The organism is Nannocystis pusilla (assembly GCF_020073745.1).
GTDB lineage: Bacteria > Myxococcota_A > Polyangia > Nannocystales > Nannocystaceae > Nannocystis > Nannocystis radixulma.
Genome location: NZ_JAIRAU010000035.1, coordinates 124,679 through 141,963, shown reverse-complemented (window position 1 = coordinate 141,963; position 17,285 = coordinate 124,679). Strand labels below are relative to the sequence as shown.

General features: G+C 70.4%; 13 protein-coding genes. 7 read left to right on the top strand and 6 right to left on the bottom strand.

Annotation, left to right across the window (positions count from 1 at the left end):
- Positions 1-97: 97 nt before the first annotated feature.
- Together K7C98_RS26450 and K7C98_RS26445 are read left to right on the top strand one after the other, a co-directional pair.
- Positions 98-1,048 (top strand): hypothetical protein, encoded by a 951-nt coding sequence (locus tag K7C98_RS26450; RefSeq protein WP_224194556.1) that lies wholly within the window; start codon positions 98-100, stop codon positions 1,046-1,048.
- 45 nt (positions 1,049-1,093) lie between these two features.
- Positions 1,094-2,677, top strand: a complete 1,584-nt coding sequence (locus K7C98_RS26445) for a hypothetical protein (protein WP_224194555.1) — start codon at positions 1,094-1,096, stop codon at positions 2,675-2,677.
- Between the two features lie 2 nt (positions 2,678-2,679).
- On the opposite strand, the gene K7C98_RS26440 is transcribed toward K7C98_RS26445, so the two are convergent.
- Both K7C98_RS26440 and K7C98_RS26435 read right to left on the bottom strand, forming a co-directional pair.
- Entirely contained in the window at positions 2,680-3,750 is a 1,071-nt protein-coding gene (locus tag K7C98_RS26440) for a hypothetical protein (protein WP_224194554.1), read from the bottom strand.
- A 95-nt stretch (positions 3,751-3,845) separates the two neighbouring features.
- Positions 3,846-4,919, bottom strand: a complete 1,074-nt coding sequence (locus K7C98_RS26435; protein ID WP_224194553.1) for a hypothetical protein — start codon at positions 4,917-4,919, stop codon at positions 3,846-3,848.
- A 658-nt stretch (positions 4,920-5,577) separates the two neighbouring features.
- On the opposite strand from K7C98_RS26435, the gene K7C98_RS26430 reads away from it, so the two are divergent.
- Both K7C98_RS26430 and K7C98_RS26425 read left to right on the top strand, forming a co-directional pair.
- Positions 5,578-6,465, top strand: a complete 888-nt coding sequence (locus K7C98_RS26430; RefSeq protein WP_224194552.1) for an ADYC domain-containing protein — start codon at positions 5,578-5,580, stop codon at positions 6,463-6,465.
- Positions 6,466-6,476: 11 nt separating this feature from the next.
- Positions 6,477-8,948, top strand: coding sequence for a serine/threonine-protein kinase (locus K7C98_RS26425; RefSeq protein WP_224194551.1), 2,472 nt, complete (start codon positions 6,477-6,479; stop codon positions 8,946-8,948).
- Positions 8,949-9,065: 117 nt separating this feature from the next.
- On the opposite strand, the gene K7C98_RS26420 is transcribed toward K7C98_RS26425, so the two are convergent.
- Positions 9,066-10,250, bottom strand: coding sequence for an arginine N-succinyltransferase (locus K7C98_RS26420; protein ID WP_224194550.1), 1,185 nt, complete (start codon positions 10,248-10,250; stop codon positions 9,066-9,068).
- A gap of 133 nt (positions 10,251-10,383) precedes the next feature.
- Complete coding sequence (locus tag K7C98_RS26415; RefSeq protein WP_224194549.1) at positions 10,384-11,418, bottom strand: metallophosphoesterase; 1,035 nt, start codon at positions 11,416-11,418, stop codon at positions 10,384-10,386.
- 72 nt (positions 11,419-11,490) lie between these two features.
- Between K7C98_RS26415 and K7C98_RS26410 the strand changes: the two genes are divergently transcribed.
- Together K7C98_RS26410 and K7C98_RS26405 are read left to right on the top strand one after the other, a co-directional pair.
- Positions 11,491-12,639, top strand: coding sequence for a response regulator (locus K7C98_RS26410; protein WP_224194548.1), 1,149 nt, complete (start codon positions 11,491-11,493; stop codon positions 12,637-12,639).
- Positions 12,640-12,965: 326 nt separating this feature from the next.
- Positions 12,966-14,018: a hypothetical protein gene (locus K7C98_RS26405; RefSeq protein WP_224194547.1), complete on the top strand. Its 1,053-nt coding sequence runs from the start codon at positions 12,966-12,968 to the stop codon at positions 14,016-14,018.
- 23 nt (positions 14,019-14,041) lie between these two features.
- Here the strand turns inward: K7C98_RS26405 and K7C98_RS26400 are convergent, their stop codons facing one another.
- Positions 14,042-14,743, bottom strand: coding sequence for a matrixin family metalloprotease (locus tag K7C98_RS26400; RefSeq protein ID WP_224194546.1), 702 nt, complete (start codon positions 14,741-14,743; stop codon positions 14,042-14,044).
- Positions 14,740-15,651, bottom strand: a complete 912-nt coding sequence (metF, locus tag K7C98_RS26395) for a methylenetetrahydrofolate reductase [NAD(P)H] (protein WP_224194545.1) — start codon at positions 15,649-15,651, stop codon at positions 14,740-14,742. The genes K7C98_RS26400 and metF overlap by 4 nt, the downstream gene beginning before the upstream one ends.
- A 68-nt stretch (positions 15,652-15,719) precedes the next feature.
- On the opposite strand from metF, the gene K7C98_RS26390 reads away from it, so the two are divergent.
- Positions 15,720-17,282, top strand: coding sequence for an NCS2 family permease (locus K7C98_RS26390; protein WP_224194544.1), 1,563 nt, complete (start codon positions 15,720-15,722; stop codon positions 17,280-17,282).
- Positions 17,283-17,285 lie beyond the last annotated feature (3 nt).

Sequence of the window (17,285 nt, the reverse complement as noted above, 5' to 3'; positions counted from 1 at the left end):
GACGGGGTCGAGGCAATGCGCGGCTCACGCTTGTCGGGGGCCCGCGTCCGCATGCGCGGCGATCGAGCGCGAGGCGAGGTCGTGGTATGAAGCCGCCGTGGGTCCTTGCCTGTACATGTTCCTCGCGGCCGTGATCGCGGCCAGACCGGCCGAGGTGGGGCCGCTGCCGACGTTCGCGGAGCTCGAGCTGCGCCTGCAACGATTCGTCGAGGAGCAGCTGTGGCACGCCCTCACCGCCGAGGGCGAGGCGGCCTACCAGCGGCGCGACCTCGCGGCGTGGCAGCGGCGCGAGCTGGCGTTCTACGCGGTGTCGGGCTACCACCGCCTGTATCAGGCGAATCGCGACGTGGAAGGCCTGTGCGCGGCGCGGCGGCTGATCCGAAAGGTCGAGCGCGAGCTCGGCGTCGGCGAAGACGGGCCGGTCCTGGCCGGGCTGTCCGACAAGACCGCCGAGTACATCGCCCAGCTCGGCGGGCAGGACCCATGCGCGCGACCGCGGCCGCGCGCGAAGGCCAAGCCGCGGGCCGAGTCTGTCTGCAAGGACATGATTGTAAGGACAGAGGCGACGGCGAGCTGCTCGATCGCCGAGGCGCCGGCGCCGACGCCGAGCCCGCCGGTGGAGGCGCCGCGCCCGACTCCGCTGCCCGAGCTGGCGCCGGTCGGCCGCCCTGAGCCGCTCGAGAAGAAGCAGGGGCCCGACGCGCAGACGGTGACGGGCGGGGTGCTCACGGCGCTCGGGACGGGCGCGCTGGCGGGGTCGGCGGGGATGCTGGCGATGATGGGGAGTCATGCCGCGCAGATCCGCAGCGTCACTCGCGAAGCGGGGGCGGATCGGCGGCCGCTCACGCTCGGGGAGAGCCAGCGGATCGACGCGCTGTACGACGAGGCGATGGCGGTGCGCGGGGCGGCGATCGCCACCGGAGTGATCGGCGCGGTCAGCCTGGCCACCGGGATCGCGCTGCTCGTGACGCGGAGAGACGCGAGTCGCCGGCTCTCGCTTCGGCCGCACGGGGGCGTGTTCATGACGGGCTGGACCGTGAGGTTCTGAGCGATGCGAGACAGGGAGGTCGAGATGACGCGAACCGGGTCGATGATGGTGATGGCGCTGCTGCACGCAGGCTGCGTGCAAGCGGCGTATGACGAGGCGAGGGCGCTGCCGGTGACGAGCTCGTCGAGCACCGCGCAGGAGAGCACGGCCGGATGGGTTCCGGGCGGGACGGCCGGGGGACCGGTCGAGACGGTGACGGGCGCGGGGTCGACGACGGAGGTCGCGTCGAGCTCGAGCGCGACGACGGACGAGCTGGCGACGGCCCCGGCGGTGCTCGCGGTCGTGTTCTCACCGGAGCCGATCACGGCGGCCGGGATGATCGCGGTCGAGGTGACGGCCGAGCACGCGGCGGGCGTGGCGATGCAGCTGGACGACGCGGCGCCGATCGAGCTGTCGCCGGCGCCGATGGGGAAGTTCGTCGGCGAGATCTCCGTGGAGACCGGCCTCGCCAACGGGATGCACGCTGCGACCTTCGTGCCGCGCAGCGACGACTCGGTCGGCGAGCCGATGACGGGGCACTACACGATCGCGCTGCCGAGCCCGGGCAGCGAGGCGCTGTGGGACGCGCCGCCCGACTTCGGCAAGGGCCAGATCGCGGCGATCGAGGTGCTCGACGAGGCGGAGGTGATCGCGTTCGGGACGCTCCAGGTGAACGGCGCGCCGCGCTGCTTCTTGCACCGACGCGACCTGCACGGGCAATACTCCGACGATGACTTCGCGCTGGTCGACGCGGATACGAACTGCGCGGCGATCGACCTGGTGATCGGAGAGGATGCGTCGATCTGGATGCTGATGGCGGTGATCGAGAACGGCGAGACGCGCTGGCGCCTGATGCGGACGACGTGGGGCGCAGCGCCGGTGGTGGCCCGCACGGGGCTGGCCGGCGAGGTGGCTCTCGCGCTGGCGTACGGCGGCGGCGAGAAGGTGGTGGCGTGCGGGACGGGGCCCTCGCCGGGGATGAGCCGGGATGCGCGAATCTGGGGGCTCGGGGAATCGCAGGCGTTTGACTACGCTCCAAATGGAAAGGCCAACGAATTTGCCGAGACTGTTCGAGATTGCAAATATACTGACCGCCTCGTGATGGTCGGCGAGGCAAACGGCTTTCACGACGAGGAGGTGTTTCAACTTCCTGCCAGAGATCGAATGTTCGTGCTGGAAACTGAGCTCGAGACGAAAGACGGCGCCTGGCACGTGGCGGAGCTCGGCCCGGGCACGAACACCCAGAGCAGAGCGACGGCACTCGTCATCGATGCGGTGGGGCGATACGTGATCGGTGTCTCCACTTGCATGGATCTATGTCAGCCGGCTGGTGAGCTACGGATCTACGAGCCGGGCGGGAAACTGGTGGAGCTCACGCCGCTGCCGGCGGACGTGATGCCGCCTCGCGAGATTGCGTGGAGCCCGGCCGGCTACATGGTGATGGCCTCGGTGCGGCGGGTCGGCGATGATTATACAGAGTTCCTCGTGCAGGCTTTTTATCCCGGCGAGTTCGATCCAGCATGGAGCTACGACAAGGCGACGGCCGCAGCCCTGTATCAGGCGAGTGCGCTGGCGATAACGTCCGGAATGGTGATCGCCGGCGGACGCGATGGTGATGGTTATCCAGCGATCGCCTATCTGTATCCCTGAACTCAGCCGGGAATGAACTGGGAGCAGGCTTCAACGACGAGGTCGGTGGCGGTCTCGAAGCCTGGGCCGTAATCCGGCTCGCTCCAAGAGATTGCGTGCCAGTAGGGGAACAAGCGGATCAACAGGCAGACGCGATCCCACAGGGCAACTTCACAGCCGGCCTTGTCGGGCGAACTGGTGATGGCGAACATCACAACGGCGTCCGGATCGCCGCCTTTCGCATCCAGGACGGCCTGCTTGAACCCCTTGATCGTGCCCGTAAGAGAGCCGTCGCCCGTCATGGTGATGAAGGTGACCATGAGCAGCGCGTCGTCGCGAAGGAATCCCTCGTTACAGCCACCTGGCTCGGTGAGGTCGGGGCTGATGGCTCGGACAAGCGCTTCGTTCAGGTAGTCGCGGCCACTCTCGCCGACCTGAGCCATGCATGCGAAGGTCGATTCGAGGTCGGGGTCGTCGCGGGTCAAATAGCGCCGGCCCTCCGGCAGATTGCAGGGCACGTTGGGCGCGAGCGAGCCGGCGTTGAAGACGGTCCCGGCGCCCATCGTGAAGTCGCAAACTGTGCGGGAGGCGATCATGTCGCAGGACGGAAATTCGGGGATCTGGCACGCGGGATCGGGGCACGGCGGCCCGTTGCACCATTCGTGGCCCCAGATCGGATCGCCGTCGACGACCATGATGTGATAGTCGAAATCGGCGAACTTCGCCTCGATCGTCGAGATGAACTTGGGGAACGCGTCGACGAGTTGCCCCTGGATCTCCGACATGAAGCCGTGGCCGGAGATCACGAAGAGGAAGTCGATCTTGCCCTTGCAACCGGGCGGGGCGCCGTTGCCGAGGTCGGGGACGCCGAGGTCGAGGAGGGGACCGCCGGCAGTGCCGGAAGAACTGGTGTCGGTGCCGGGCCCTGATGAAGTGGAGGTGGTGGAGGTAGAGGTAGAGGAGGAGGTCGAGCTCGCCGTGCCGGACAGAGGTGGGAGCGTGTTGACGCCGAAAGAAGAGGACGCGCTGGGGTCAGCGCCTCCGCATGCCGCGAGGGCGCAGGCGACGAGCATGGCTTGGCGGGCGGGCGACACGGAACATGAAGGATAGCATGGCTGCGCGGAACCGCGCAAGTTTCCCAAGGCCGTTGAGATCTAACGGCGATAGTCGCGAGATGTCCCATCCCTGACTAGGCAGCGATGAACTTTGAACAGGCTTCCTCGATGAGGTCGGTGGCTACACCGAACCCGGGGGCGTAGTCGGGCATTTTGTAATGGATGTGGTGCCAGTAGGGGAACTGGGCGATGAACTGGCAGACGCGGTTGTCCCACGAATCGGCGCACCAGGAGTATGTCGGCTCGTTCGTGATTCCAAGTAGCACGATCGAATTAGGGTCGTCGTTCTTGGCTGCGAGCGCGGCCTCGGCCCAAGTCTCGGGCGTGCCGGCGGAGTCCTTGTCCTTTGTCGGCGTCAGGAGCGTGACCATGAGGAGCGCGTCGTCACGGAGAAACCCGTCGTTGCATCCACCGGGGCCGTTGAGGTCGGGGTGGATGGCGCGCACGAAGGCTTCGCCGAGTCGGTCACCGCCGTAGCCCCCGACCTGCGCCATGCAGAGGAAGGTCGAGTCGAAGTTCGGATCGCCACGGACCAGATAGCGGCGCCCCTCAGGGACCTCACATGGGACGTTCGGAGCATCCGAACCTGCGTTGAAGATCGTACCCGCACCCATCGTAGAATCGCAGGCGGTGCGGGATGCAATGAGGCTGCAAGACGGATAGTCCGGCTCGTACGGGCAGGGCGCGCAAGGGAGCTGATTACACGCTTCGATGCCCCATTCAGGATCGCCGTCGACGGCCATGATATGGTAGTCGAAGTTCGAAAACTTGCTCTGAATCGCGGCGATGAAAGCGGGGAGCGCCGCGATGAACTGTGAATAGACACTCACGACATCCGTGTGGCGCGCGATCACGAAGAGGAAGTCGATCTTGCCCTGGCAGCCGGGCGGGGCGCCGTTGCCGAGATCGGGGATGCCGAGGTCGAGGAGAGGGCCGCCGGCCGTGTCGGAGGAACCGGTTTCGGTGCCGGGGCCTGATGAAGTGGTGGTGGACGTCGAGCCGGTGCTCGTGGAGGAGGAGGTCGAGCTCGCGGTGCCCGAGAGCTCCGGCAGCGTGCCGACGCCGAACGACGTGGATGCGCCCGGGTCGGGGCCTCCACAGGCCGCGAGGGCGAGGGCGACGAGCGTGGCGGAACGGGCAGACGGCACGGAACACGGAAGATAACACGCCTGCGCGGAAGCGCGCAAGGCGGCGCCGCGGGGTCGAGCGAGGCCTCGTGCCGGTTCGAAGAATGCGGTGGTTGTCGTCGCACTCGCGGTGCCGGCGGAGAGCGGCCGGGGGCCGATTGCCGAACGACGAGGATACGGTGGTTGTCGTCGCACTCGCGGTGCCGGCGGAGAGCGTCCGGGGGCCGGTTGCCGAACGACGAGGGCGCGTTGGTTGCCGGGGGTGGACGGGTGAGCGCTGTCCTCGGGCGCCGCATCGGGCGGTGCGACATTCACCTGTATCGCCGCACTCGATTGTTGATATCAACATCTTGTCAACATTGGAATGACCAGCAGTCGGGCGGTCGTGTTCGCGCGGCGTGAGCTGCGTCAGTGGCAGTCTTTCGGGTTCGGGTTCGGCGTCCTGGACCTACAGGCGGCAGGCACGGGTGTCCCAGCATGACTGCGAGGGTGGCGCACTTCGTGATGCGCATCGTGGTGGTCCTGGGGGTCGAGGGGCAATTGGCGTCGGGACACTGTCCCGTTCGCTCGGGGGCTCGGCCCGGCGGCGCCGTCGCATCTTGATCGCCGGCGAGGTGAGAAGATGCAGGGGCGGCGAGCGACGGCGTTGGGTTTCTTGGCAGCGGCGATGGCCTGTGATGTGGACGACGACCCCCGGACGGCCGACGAGCTGGACGAGGTGAGCGTGCGGGAGACCGAGGCCAACGGGTTCCGGCTCAACGGGTTCCGGCTCAACGGGTTCCGGCTCAACGGGTTCCGGCTCAATGGATTCCGGCTCAACGGCGATGCGGGCAGCGGCAGCTACATCGACCTCGAGCAGTTCCAATTAGCGCAGGGCTGGACGGTGGCGCAGGCGTGGCTGGAGGGCGGCGAGCTGCGGGTCCAGACGACGAACGGCATGAGCCTGGGGGGGACACAGTTGGTCGGCGCGGTGCTGCACTTCGGGCTGGTCGAAGGCGCGCCGAAGAAGCGCAAGGTGAGGATCTCCGGCGCGACGCAGCAGAGCCCGGGCTCCCAGCTGTGGCTCTACAACCTCGAGATCAAGGACAACGTCGGGGCGTGGGAGCCGCTGTGCGTCGACAGCCTCGGGCTCCCGGTGCAAGCGATCATGGTCGGCGATGTGTGGGATCCGGAGACGGGCAGCCGGGTGACCACGACCAGCGATCTGGTGACGCTGGCCTGTCTCGACGGGGCGATCGGCAAGTGTGCGGAGTGGGGCTACTACCCGTGGGTCGTCCCGGAATATCATCAGGCGTGCACGCGAATGGTGCGTGCCGACTATTGCGGCGACGGTGTGTCGCACACGATCGAAGGGGTGCCGATCCACGTGCTCGACGAGATCGGGATCGAGGAGGTGGACCCGAACGCGATCTACACGATCGAGGCCGAGTGGAGCTCGGCGGGCGCGACCTGCCTGAACCCCGAGTCGACGCGCCTGAGCGGGGCGAGCGTGACGTGCGAGCTGGCGGCCTGCGGCGAATCGTTCGCGTCGGGCGGCCTGATCCAGACGGGGGTCTTCGGGCTCTGAACTGAGTCGAGATGACGGAGGCGGCACCACAACCGACGGCGATCGGGCCGTTCGTCGTCCTGCGCAAGCTGGGCGAGGGCGCGATGGGGGTGGTCTACGCCGGCTACGACCTGGCGCTCGACCGCAAGGTGGCGCTCAAGCTGGTGCGCCCGTCCCTGCTGGGCAACGAGGCGGCGCGCGAGCGGATGATCCGCGAGGCGCAGGCGATGGCCCGCCTGTCGCACCCCCACGTGGTCCAGGTGTATCAGGTGGGGGCGCACGAGCGCAGCCTCTACATGGCGATGGAGCACATCGAGGGCGAGACGCTCGGCAGCTGGTTGCGCGCGCACACGCGTCCGTGGCCGCTGGTGCTGCGCACGATCTGCGACGCCGGCCGCGGGCTGGCGGCGGCGCACGCGGCGGGGCTGGTGCACCGCGACTTCAAGCCCGACAACGTGCTGGTCGACGCCGGTGGCCGCGCGCGCGTGGTCGACTTCGGTCTGGTGCAGGCGAGTGAGGGCGCCGACGAGAGCGCCGACGAGGTCACCGAGGAGCCGCCGCAGACGACCTTGCCGAGCGGACAAGTGAGCGGCGAGCGCTCGGGCGGGGTGCGCTGGTCGGCGCGGCTGACCCAGCGCGGCAACGCGCTCGGGACGCCGCTGTACATGTCGCCCGAGCAGCACTTCGGGCAGACGGTCGGGCCTTACTCCGATCAATACAGCTTCGCGCTGACGCTGTACGAGGCGCTCTACGGCGAGCACCCGTTCTGCTCCGATTCATGGGAGGGGATCCGCCAGCAGATCCGCGCGGGGATGCTCCCGCAGCCGCCGCCGGGTTCGGCGGTGCCGTGGCGGCTGTTCAAGGTGATCTCGCGCGGTCTGGCGTTTCGCCCGGAGGACCGATGGCCGAGCCTGACGGCGATGATCGCGGCGCTCGAGCACGACCCGTGGCGACGACCGCTGGGGATCGCGGCGGTGGTCGGACTGCTGGGATTGGCGTCGGCGGCCAGCTACGCGGTGGCGAGTCGGCAGGCCCAGGAGCCGCCGCGCTGCGGGGCGGTCACGCATCAGCTCGCGGGGGTGTGGGACGGCGGGCGCGCGGAGGCGGTGGCGAGCGCGTTCACGGCGACGCGGGCGGAGTTCGCCCAGGACGCGCTCGACCGGGTGAAGAGTCGGCTCGACGATTATGCGCAGTCGTGGATCGACGAGAGCCGCGCGGTGTGCGAGGCGCACGTCTCGGGCAGCCAGACCGGGCGGATGATCGATCTGCGCAGCGCTTGCCTCGGGCGGCGCAAGGCCCACCTCGCGGCGCTGGTCGACGTGTTCGCGGCGGCCGACCGCGATGTCGTCGAGCACGCAGTGCAAGCGGTGGCGGCGCTGCCGAGCATCAGCGCGTGCGACGATCCGGAGGGGCTGGTCCGCGGGGCGGCGCCGCCGGACGATCCGCGCACGGCGGCGCAGGTCGAGGCGCTGCGCGAGCGGCTGGCGCGGGCGGATGTCCTCGAGTCGACGGGGCAATTCGAGCCGGGGTTGGCGCTGGTCCGCGGCGTGCGGGCGGAGGCCGACGCGGTCGCGCACGCGCCGTTGTCGGCGGAGGCGGCGCTGATCGAGGGGAAACTGCAGCTCGGGGCGGCGAACCCGGGCGAGGCGGAGGCGGCGCTGGTGCGGGCGATCCGGCTGGGGATCTCCCACGACATGCACGCGGTGGCGGCGGAGGCGGCGGCGGTCCGGGTCTTCGTGCTCGGGGAGGGTCTGAGCCGGCACGCGGAGGCGTTCGCGGCGGAGGTGTTCGCGGAGGCGTTGATCGAGCGGGCACACGACGACGGGCGGCTGGCGGCGCTGCTGAGCAACAACCTCGGGGCGGTCCACGATCTCCAGGGCAACACGGACAGGGCGCGCGCGTACTTCGAGCGCACGATCGCCGGGCTGGAGCGGCGACCGGGGCCGCCGGATCCGCTGATCGCTATCACCCACCACAACCTCGGCAACATGTACTTCGACCGCAACGACTTCGCGCAGGCGCGCGAGCACTACGCGCTGGCGAGGCAGCTGTTCACGGCGATCGTCGGCGACGCCCATCCGTTCGTCGCGCACGCGCTGGCGGGGCTGGGCGACGCCGACGCGGGCCGCGGGGAGGACGAGCGCGCTCTCGCCAATTACGAGCAGGCGCTAAGGCGAATGGAGGCGGCCTACGGGATGCGCCACCTGTACCTGTTGCAGCCGCTGGCCGGGCTCGGGCGGGTGCACGCGCGGCGCGGGCAGGTGGCCGCGGCGGAGCAGGCGTTCGCGCGGGCGGTGACGATGGCCGACGCGCTCGGTCTGAGTCATCCGATGCTGGCGCCGGTGCTCGAGGGGCAGGCCGACCTGGCGGTCGCGCGCGGCGCGAGGGACCGGGCGCGGGCGCTGTACGAGCGGGCCGCGGAGGTCTACCGCGCCTCGGGCGACGTCGAGGCGGAGCGGCGGGCTGTCCTTCGGGCCAGGGACCTGGCGCCGGCCGCGAAGTAGCGGCCGGCGGCGCGGTTCGGTGAGCTGTCTCTCGGGGCATGCGGTAAATGTGTCCGAAAGGACAGCTCGGCGGCCGACTGCGACCTCGCGCGGTCGTGATTCACCGCGGGGGCCGCATCAGCTGAGGCGCAGCGTGCCGGTGGGCGAGCGGGCGCCGGGGGGGACGCTGGCGACGCGGTCGGAGTAGCGGCGTTGCGGGCGCAGGGCCACGAGCACGCGGGCGTCGGGGCTCGGGGCGTCCTGGCCGGGGCGGAGCAGGCCGAGCTGCTCGAGGGCTTCGCGGCGGACGAGCACCTGGGTGGGCGGGCTGCCCGGCGGGGTGTCGCCGGCGAACACGGCCTGGGCGGGGGTCCAGACGGCGCGGAAGCGGGGCGAGCGGTGCTGGACGACGGCGACGATGCCGGGCTGCGCGGAGGGGTCGGGCTCGCCGACGACCGGCGCGTAGGCCTGCGTGTCGCGGACGATCGTCACCTGGTCGGTGTCGGCCTCGTAGTGCGGGCCGCCGTCGAACGGGTCGACGCGGCCGCTGTACTGGAAGCCGATGCTCTCGAGCAGCCGCTTGGCGCCGACGGTGTTGGGGCCGACCTGGCCGATGATGTCCTGCACGCCCTCGGGCAGCAGGCAGGCGTGGATCGGCATGGTCGGGAACAGCCGCCAGATGAACTCCTTGTTGAAGCGGCTCAGGCGGTCGGCCTCGTGATAGGACAGGCCGGTGAACTTGTGGCCGAGGGCGTCCCACAGCGGCGAGCGCGTGGTTCCACCTGGCCCCTGGACCAGGGGCGGCAGCAGCTCGGCGAGCAGGCGGTCGCGGAACCACCCGCGGTGGCTCGAGATGAAGACGAAGCGCGCGAGCGACAGCAGGCGGCCGAGCTTCTCGGGGTGGTGGCGCAGCTCGGGGCGCAGCACGAGGCCGCCGAGCTCGGTCGGGCCGTCGTAGGTCTGGCCGAGGTACAGCATCGTGTGCGTCATGTGCACGTCGTGCACCTCGGAGTTCGGGGTCACGCGGAGGTCGGCGTAGCGCTCCTCCTGGATGACGCGGAAGAACACGTGCGGCTCGTCGGTGTCGCCGTGCTGCGCGTGGATCATCGAGGTGCCGACGACCTGGCCGTCGGGGCCCTCGAGGACGAACAGGAAGCGACGCGTCGGGTCGAAGTCGGGGCTGCCGCGGAACGACGCCAGCGAGCGCTGCAGCAGCTCGTGGATGTACGGCCGCTCGGGCGGCAGGTTGAGGCTGTTGAGGTGGCGCGCGAGCTCGAAGATCGCGTCTTCGTCGGCCATCGCGGCCTCGCGAAACAGGAACATAAGGACACCTTCCACCGCACGAAAAAGGCGCGCACTCGGGCGGCTCTTGCTCGTCGCTGGCCCCTTCAGTGTGGCACCGGGGCACGCGTGCGGGCGCTCGGAGTGCGAGCCCTCACTGCGTCAGGCCCTCACATCACGGCTCGCGCAACACCGTGACCTTGTCGCCGACGATCTCGAGCGCCTCGGGGTGACCGCCGTAGTACGCGGCCATGCCGACGTCGATGCACCACACCGCGCCGTCGCAGGCCGACATCACGCCTTCCTTGTGCACGGTGTGACCGACGACCAGTCGCTTGGCCGGGACCGCGGCGAGCGTCTCGCGCAGGACGTCGCAGTCGGCCGGCTTGGGCTCGAGGCAGTAGCGGCGCACCCATACCGGGCTGTCGTCGTCTTGCAGGATCTCGGGGGAGATCTCTCCGTCGCCGCGGAGCCAGCGCTGGACCTCGTCGTTGATCGTGTCGAGGCCGCGACGCACGTGCTGCGGCAGCAAGCCTCCGTGCGTGAACACCGTTTCGCCGACGACGAGGACGACGGGATGCTCGGCCAGCTTGCGCGCCCACGGGCCACCCGGCGCGAAGGCGAGCCAGCGGGCGCGCATCGGCTCGGGCAGGCGGGCGGCGCGCGGGTCGGCGAGGTCGACGCCGGGTACGTCGGCGAAGTCGAGGAAGCCACCCGCGGTCACGTAGCGCAGATCGCCGGCGGCGTTCATCAGCTCGTGATTGCCGTTCAGCACGTGCAGCGCGCCGCCGGCCGCTCGCGCCTCGGTCTGCAGGCGCTCGAGCAGCTCGAGGATCTTGCGCTCGCCGTCGCCGCGGTCGAGCTGGTCGCCGGTCTGCACGACCACCAGATCCTTGCCGATCCAGCGGTCTTGGGGGTCGATGGCCCCGGCGAGCCGCAGGGCCTGGCGGGTGGCCTCGAAGTCGCCGTGGAGGTCGCCGAGCGCGACGAGGCGCGGCGGCGCGGGCAGGCGCGTGGTCGTCGGCGCCGGCGTGGCTCGAGCTGCAGCGGGCGGCGGAGTCGCGGGCTGGGCCGAGGTCTCCGCGCTCGCCGCCGCCGGGCGTGCGGCCTGTTGCGCAGTCGGAGGGCGGCGCGCCGAGTCGCATGCCGCCAACGCCAGGAGTGTGCCGCACAGGGCGGTACGCATCGCTCGCCGCGAGTCCTCACGCATGGCCGGGGAGGGTAGCACGAGGCGCGGATCCGCGGGCCCCGCGGGCGCGACGATCCGCGGTAACGTCGGACCATGGACAGCGGCGCTCCGCGGGCCAGTGGCGGCCGGATCCTCGTCGTCGACGACGAGGCGACGATGCGCCGCCTGCTCGAGAAGTTGCTGCGCCTCGAGGGCTACGAGGTGGCCCTGGCGAGCTCGGGAGAGCAAGCGCTGCAGGAGGTGTTCACCCGAGGCGCCGATACGGTGCTCCTCGACATGCGACTGCCGGGCATGAGCGGCCTCGATGTGTGTCGGCAGATCCGCTCGCACCCACGCGGGGTACACACCCCCATCGTGTTCATCACCGCGGTCAACGACCGCGAGCTGCGCCGCCGCGGCATGGAGGCCGGCGCCGACGACTTCCTGAGCAAACCGTTCGACGAGGTCGAGCTGATGGCCCGCATCCGCAACAGCGTGCGCGTCAAGCTCTACTACGACAACCTCGAGCAGCAGAAGGGCGCGCTGGCGAAGGCGATCGACGCCCGCACGACCGAACTGGCGGCGGCGGTCGCCGAGCTCACGCGCGTGCAGAACGAGCTGCGGGCCTCGCACGAGGAGACGATCTACCGCCTGTCGCGCGCGGCCGAGTTCCGCGACGACGAGACCGGCCAGCACCTGCAGCGCATGAGCTGGTACTGCCATTTGATCGGCAGCAAGATCGGCCTGTCCCCGAGTACATGTGAGCTGCTGCGGATCGCCAGCCCGATGCACGACGTCGGCAAGCTGGGGATCCCCGATCGGATCCTCCTCAAGCCCGGGCGGCTGACGCCGGAGGAGTTCACGATCATGAAGACGCACGCGGAGATCGGGTACCGGATCCTCCACGGCTCGACGGCGGAGCCGCTCGAGCTGGCGGCGACGATCGCCCACACGCACCACGAGAAGTGGGACGGCAACGGGTACCCCCGCGGGCTGCGCGGCGAGGACATCCCGCTGGCCGGGCGGATCGCGGCGATCGCCGACGTGTTCGACGCGCTGACCAGCGCGCGCCCGTACAAGCCGGCCTGGCCGCTCGAGGCCGCCCTCGACCTGATGCGCAAGAACGCGGGCTCGCACTTCGACCCGCACCTCACCGAGGTGTTCTTGACGCACATCGACGAGGTGCTGGCGATCCGCGACCGCTTCGCCGACACGCACCCCGACGAGTGCGTCGAGGCGGCGAAAGCGGCGCTGGTCGGCTGAGGCGGCGCGCGTGTCGCCGGTCGGTGGCGCCCTGACGGCGAGCGCCGGCGAGAAAATGGCGGCCCGCCGCAATTGGTCGGCGGCAAGCGGTCACTGACCCCGATGAGATCCGGCCGCGGTGCGGGCGCGGCAGCGATGTCGCCGCGCGCGAGGACCGGTCCGGAGGGGGGCATCCGCGGCGGCGTGCGCGAGCCGTCGTGGTGCGGATGTCACGACATTTCAGCGAGACGAGCCTGGCGATGATTGGAACTAATAAACACATTCATGGGTCTGTGTGTCCGCGAACACGCTCCGTCGCGCTCGGCCGGCGGTTGCTCGGCGGGGCGATGAGCCTGGTGTTGTTCGGCTGCCCGACGGTCGAGCCCGGCGATACGTCGCCCACCGAGGTGAGTCCGAGCGAGGAGACGGCGTCGTCGACGGACACGAGCGGCGCGACGGGGACGCCGACGTCGACCGATCCGACGAGCGGCACCGGCACGACGGAGACCGGCGGCGATCCGACCACGGTCGACCCGAGCGGGGAGCCGAGCGCGACCGACACGAGCGACGAGCCGCCGGTCGAGGAGTGTCACCTCGCCGACGACAACGTCGCGTGCGACCTGCTGGTCGAGCGCAGCGGCCAGGTCCCGCACTCGCCGATCCCGCTGCGTCCGCCGGCCGGCTGGGTGAAGCAGGCGAACACGCCGGTGGCCGAGGAGGACTGCGACATCTACGGCCAGGACTGTCCCGAAGGCCAGAAGTGCACCGCGCTCGGCCAGAATTGGAGCTCGCGCGGCTGCGTGCCGGTGGCGGAGTACCCGTCGAAGGTTGGCGAGGGGTGCTGGCCCGACGATATCTCCGACAACTGCGAGGCCGGGTCGATCTGCCAGTACGATGCCGTGAAGGGCGCCTTTTTCTGCAGGGAGCTGTGCGGTTGCAGCGAGGCGAACCCGACCTGCCCCGAGAACCAGCGCTGCGTTACCTACAACTCCGGCGTCCTGCCGATGTGCGAGCGCCTGTGCGACCCGCTGGACCTCGGCTCGTGCGAGGCCGGCGAGGTGTGCATCAAGGACGAATGGTTCGCGGACTTCTACTGCAAGATGGACGTCTCCGGCGAGACCGGCGTGTTCCGCGACGAGTGCAAGTTCGCCAACGACTGCGACCCCGGCTACTCGTGCGAGGCCGCGGAACTCGTGCCGGGCGGCTGCCCCGAGGGCGCGGAGTTCTGCTGCACGCCGCTGTGCATCCTCGACGACCCGCTGTGCCCGGAGGGCTCGACCTGCATCGAGTACTTCGGCGGCTTCGGCCTCGAGCCCCCGCAATGCCTCGAGGACGTCGGCTACTGCGCCGCCGACCTCATGCCGCTGGTCGAGCGACCCGCGCTGCCCTGGTCGCTCTGAGGCGAGGTGTCCTGAGGACCAGGTCAGCGGAGCTTCGCTGGCTGTCCCTCGGGACCTGTCCTGTCGGCCAGCATGCCCTCGCGCACCATGCGGTCGCGGTGGCGGCGCATGCGGGCGAACTCGGGCTCGGCGAAGCTGAGCTCACCGGTGAGCCAGGCCGCGCGCGGGGCCTTGTTCATCACGCTCTCGTCGTAGTCGGAGTGGGGCAGGCCGAAGAAGTGGCCGAGCTCGTGGGCGAGGGTGAGGGCGCCGGCGATCTTCGAGAGAATGACCCACCGGCGCGAGCGGTCCTTGCGGAAGCGCCAGTGGACGCCGCGGATCTCGCCGCCTGCGATGTCGACGTCGGCGAGGCGACCGACGACGAACACGTGCGCGACGCCCCGGCTGAAGTGCGGGTCGCCGAGGGCGTCGCGCTCGGCGCGGTCGTCGATCTCGCGGTCGGCGGCCGGCAGCGCGTCGGCGGCGACGATTTCGAAATTGACGTCGATGGTGGCGAAGCGGGCGTTGGCCTCGGCGACCTGCGAGGTGACCCACTCGACCGTCTGGATGGCCGCGCCGCCGTCGACGACGAGGTGCAGGTGCACGCCGAAGCAGCGCGTGACCGCGGCGGCGCAGCGGGGGGTCTGCTGCACGTAGGCGGACAGGTCGGGGCTCGCGGGCGCGGCGGCCGAACCACTCGAACCACCCGCCAGAGCTGCCACGAGCGCCGCGACCAGCATCGTCACACCGCCACGTGGGCGAGCCGCAAGATCTCGAAGATCGCGCGGGTCGCCGGCGACTTGTTGAGCGTGTAGAAGTGGATGCCCGGGACGGCAGGACGCGGGGTGGCGAACGGGTCGCCGACGGGCGGGGTGAGCAGCGCGCGGCACTGGTGCGCGGCGTACGAGACGCCGGTCCAGAACACCTCTTGCGGGTCGCCCTCGGTGCCCTGCAGGCGCTGGTGCAGGGCGGCCGGGATGGTCGCGCCGCACAGCTGCGTGAAGCGCTGGATCTGCTCGAAGTTGGTCACCGGCATCACCCCGGCGAGGATGGGCACGGTGATGCCGGCTTCGACCGCGCGGCGGGAGAAGTCGTGGAAGGCGGCGTTGTCGAAGAACAGCTGGCTGATGAGGAAGTCGACGCCGGCGTCGACCTTGTGCTTGAGCCACTTGAGATCGGTGGCGCTGTCGTCGGCCTCGGGGTGGGTCTCGGGGTAGCAGGCGGCGCCGATGCAGAACGGGCCGCGCTCGCGGATGAAGGCGACGAGCTCGCTGGCGTGGCGGAGGCCGCCCTCGGCGGCGACGAAGGCGGCCTCGCCCTTGGGCGGGTCGCCGCGCAGGGCGAGGATGTTGCAGATCTCGCGGTCACCGAGCTGGTCGAGGGTGCGGGCGAGGTCGTCGCGGGTGGCGCCGACGCAGGTCAGGTGGGCCATCGGCTCGATGCCGAGCTCGCGCTTGATGCGGGCGACGATGTCGAGGGTGCGGGTGCGGGTGCTGCCGCCGGCCCCGTAGGTGACGGACACGAAGTCGGGCGACAGCGGCGCGAGCTGTTCGAGGCTGCGCCACAGCACGGCCTCGCCTTTCTCGGTCTTGGGCGGGAAGAACTCGAAGCTGAACACAGGCCGTTTGTGGGCCAGGCGCTCGCGGATCAGCATGTCTTCGTCTCCGTAGCACGGGCCCAGGGTCCTGGTCCAGCGGGGCGCGGTTTGGTACATCGGGCGGCATGCGCTGGTTCCAACGCGGCGACATCGACGGGTTCTTCGGCCTCGCGGTCGACAACCTCGTGCAGCTCCTGCTCATCGACGCGCTGTGTCGCCACGTGCTCGGCTTCTCCGACGCGTTGCTCTACGGACAGGTGCTGCCCGGCGCCGCGGTCTCGCTGCTGGTGGGCAACCTCTACTACGCCTGGCAGGCGCGGCGGCTCGGCCAGGCGCTCGGCCGCTCCGACATCTGCGCGCTGCCCTACGGCATCAACACGGTGTCCGTGTTCGCACATGTCTTTTTGGTCATGCTGCCGGCGAAGCTGGCGGCGACCGCCGCCGGGGCGGCCGACCCGACGACGATCGCGTGGCAGGCCGGGCTCGTGGCCTGCTTCGGCTCGGGCCTCATCGAGCTGTCCGGCGCCTTCGTCGCCGAGCGGCTGCGCAAGGCCACGCCGCGGGCGGCGCTGCTGTCGACGCTGTCGGGCGTGGCGCTCGGGTTTATCAGCCTCGGGTTCCTCTACCGCAGCTTCGCCCGCCCGGTGGTCGGCCTCGTCACGCTCGCCGTGCTGCTGCTGGTGTACTTCGGCCGCCTCAAGTTCAAGGGCGGGGTGCCCGGCGGCCTCGTCGCCGTCGTGCTCGGCACGGTCATCGCGTGGCTGACCGGCATCGCGCCGGTCGGCGAGGCGCCGGCGCACGGCCACGGGCTGCAGGTCCCGCTGCCGGTGTTGGGCCCGCTGATCGAGGCGCTGACCGGCGACATGCTGTGGGCCTACCTGGCGGTGATCGTGCCGATGGGCGTGTTCAACGTGGTCGGCTCGCTGCAGAACATCGAGGCCGCCGAGGCCGCGGGCGACCCGTTCCCGACCACCCCGTCGCTGGCGATGAACGGCCTCGGCACGCTCGCCGCGGCGCTGTTCGGCTCGTGCTTCCCGACCGCGATCTACATCGGCCACCCCGGGTGGAAGGCCATGGGGGCGCGCGCGGGCTACTCGATCCTCAACGGCGTGTTCGCCACGCTCGTGTGCCTCACCGGCACGCTGACGTATATCGCCTGGGCGGTGCCGATCGAGGCCGGCATGGCGATCATCCTGTGGATCGGCATCGTCATCACCGCGCAGGCGTTCGAGGTCACGCCGCGGCACCACGCGCCGGCGGTGGTGATCGGGATCTTGCCGGGCGTCGGCGCCTGGGGCGCGATGATGGCGAAGGCGGGCCTGCGCGCCGGCGGCGTCGACGGCACGACGAGCGCCATGTCACCCGCGCTGGTGCCGGTCTTCCAGCGCGCCGACGTGTGGATCGACGGGGCCTTCGCGCTCGAGCAGGGCTTCATCTTCACGTCGATGTTCCTGGCCGCGGCCACGGTCGCGGTCATCGAACGCAAGCTGCGCCAGGCCGCGGCGTGGTGCTTCGCCGGCGCCGCGCTGTCGGCGCTGGGTTTCATGCACTCGTACGTGTGGACCCCGGCCGACACCGTACTATCCTTGTCGCCCGCCTGGCCGTTCGTGCAGGGCTACGCGCTCATGAGCCTCGTGTTCCTGGTCGCCCCGCTCGTCACGACCCGCAGCGACGGCCCCGCCCACTGAGAC

Coding starts and splice junctions, on each gene's coding strand:
- K7C98_RS26410 (WP_224194548.1), top strand. CDS start 11,491: ATGGACAGCGGCGCTCCGCGGGCCAGTGGCGGCCGGATCCTCGTCGTC.
- K7C98_RS26420 (WP_224194550.1), bottom strand. CDS start 10,250: ATGTTCCTGTTTCGCGAGGCCGCGATGGCCGACGAAGACGCGATCTTC.
- K7C98_RS26425 (WP_224194551.1), top strand. CDS start 6,477: ATGACGGAGGCGGCACCACAACCGACGGCGATCGGGCCGTTCGTCGTC.
- K7C98_RS26445 (WP_224194555.1), top strand. CDS start 1,094: ATGGTGATGGCGCTGCTGCACGCAGGCTGCGTGCAAGCGGCGTATGAC.
- K7C98_RS26415 (WP_224194549.1), bottom strand. CDS start 11,418: ATGCGTGAGGACTCGCGGCGAGCGATGCGTACCGCCCTGTGCGGCACA.
- K7C98_RS26390 (WP_224194544.1), top strand. CDS start 15,720: ATGCGCTGGTTCCAACGCGGCGACATCGACGGGTTCTTCGGCCTCGCG.
- metF (WP_224194545.1), bottom strand. CDS start 15,651: ATGCTGATCCGCGAGCGCCTGGCCCACAAACGGCCTGTGTTCAGCTTC.
- K7C98_RS26405 (WP_224194547.1), top strand. CDS start 12,966: ATGAGCCTGGTGTTGTTCGGCTGCCCGACGGTCGAGCCCGGCGATACG.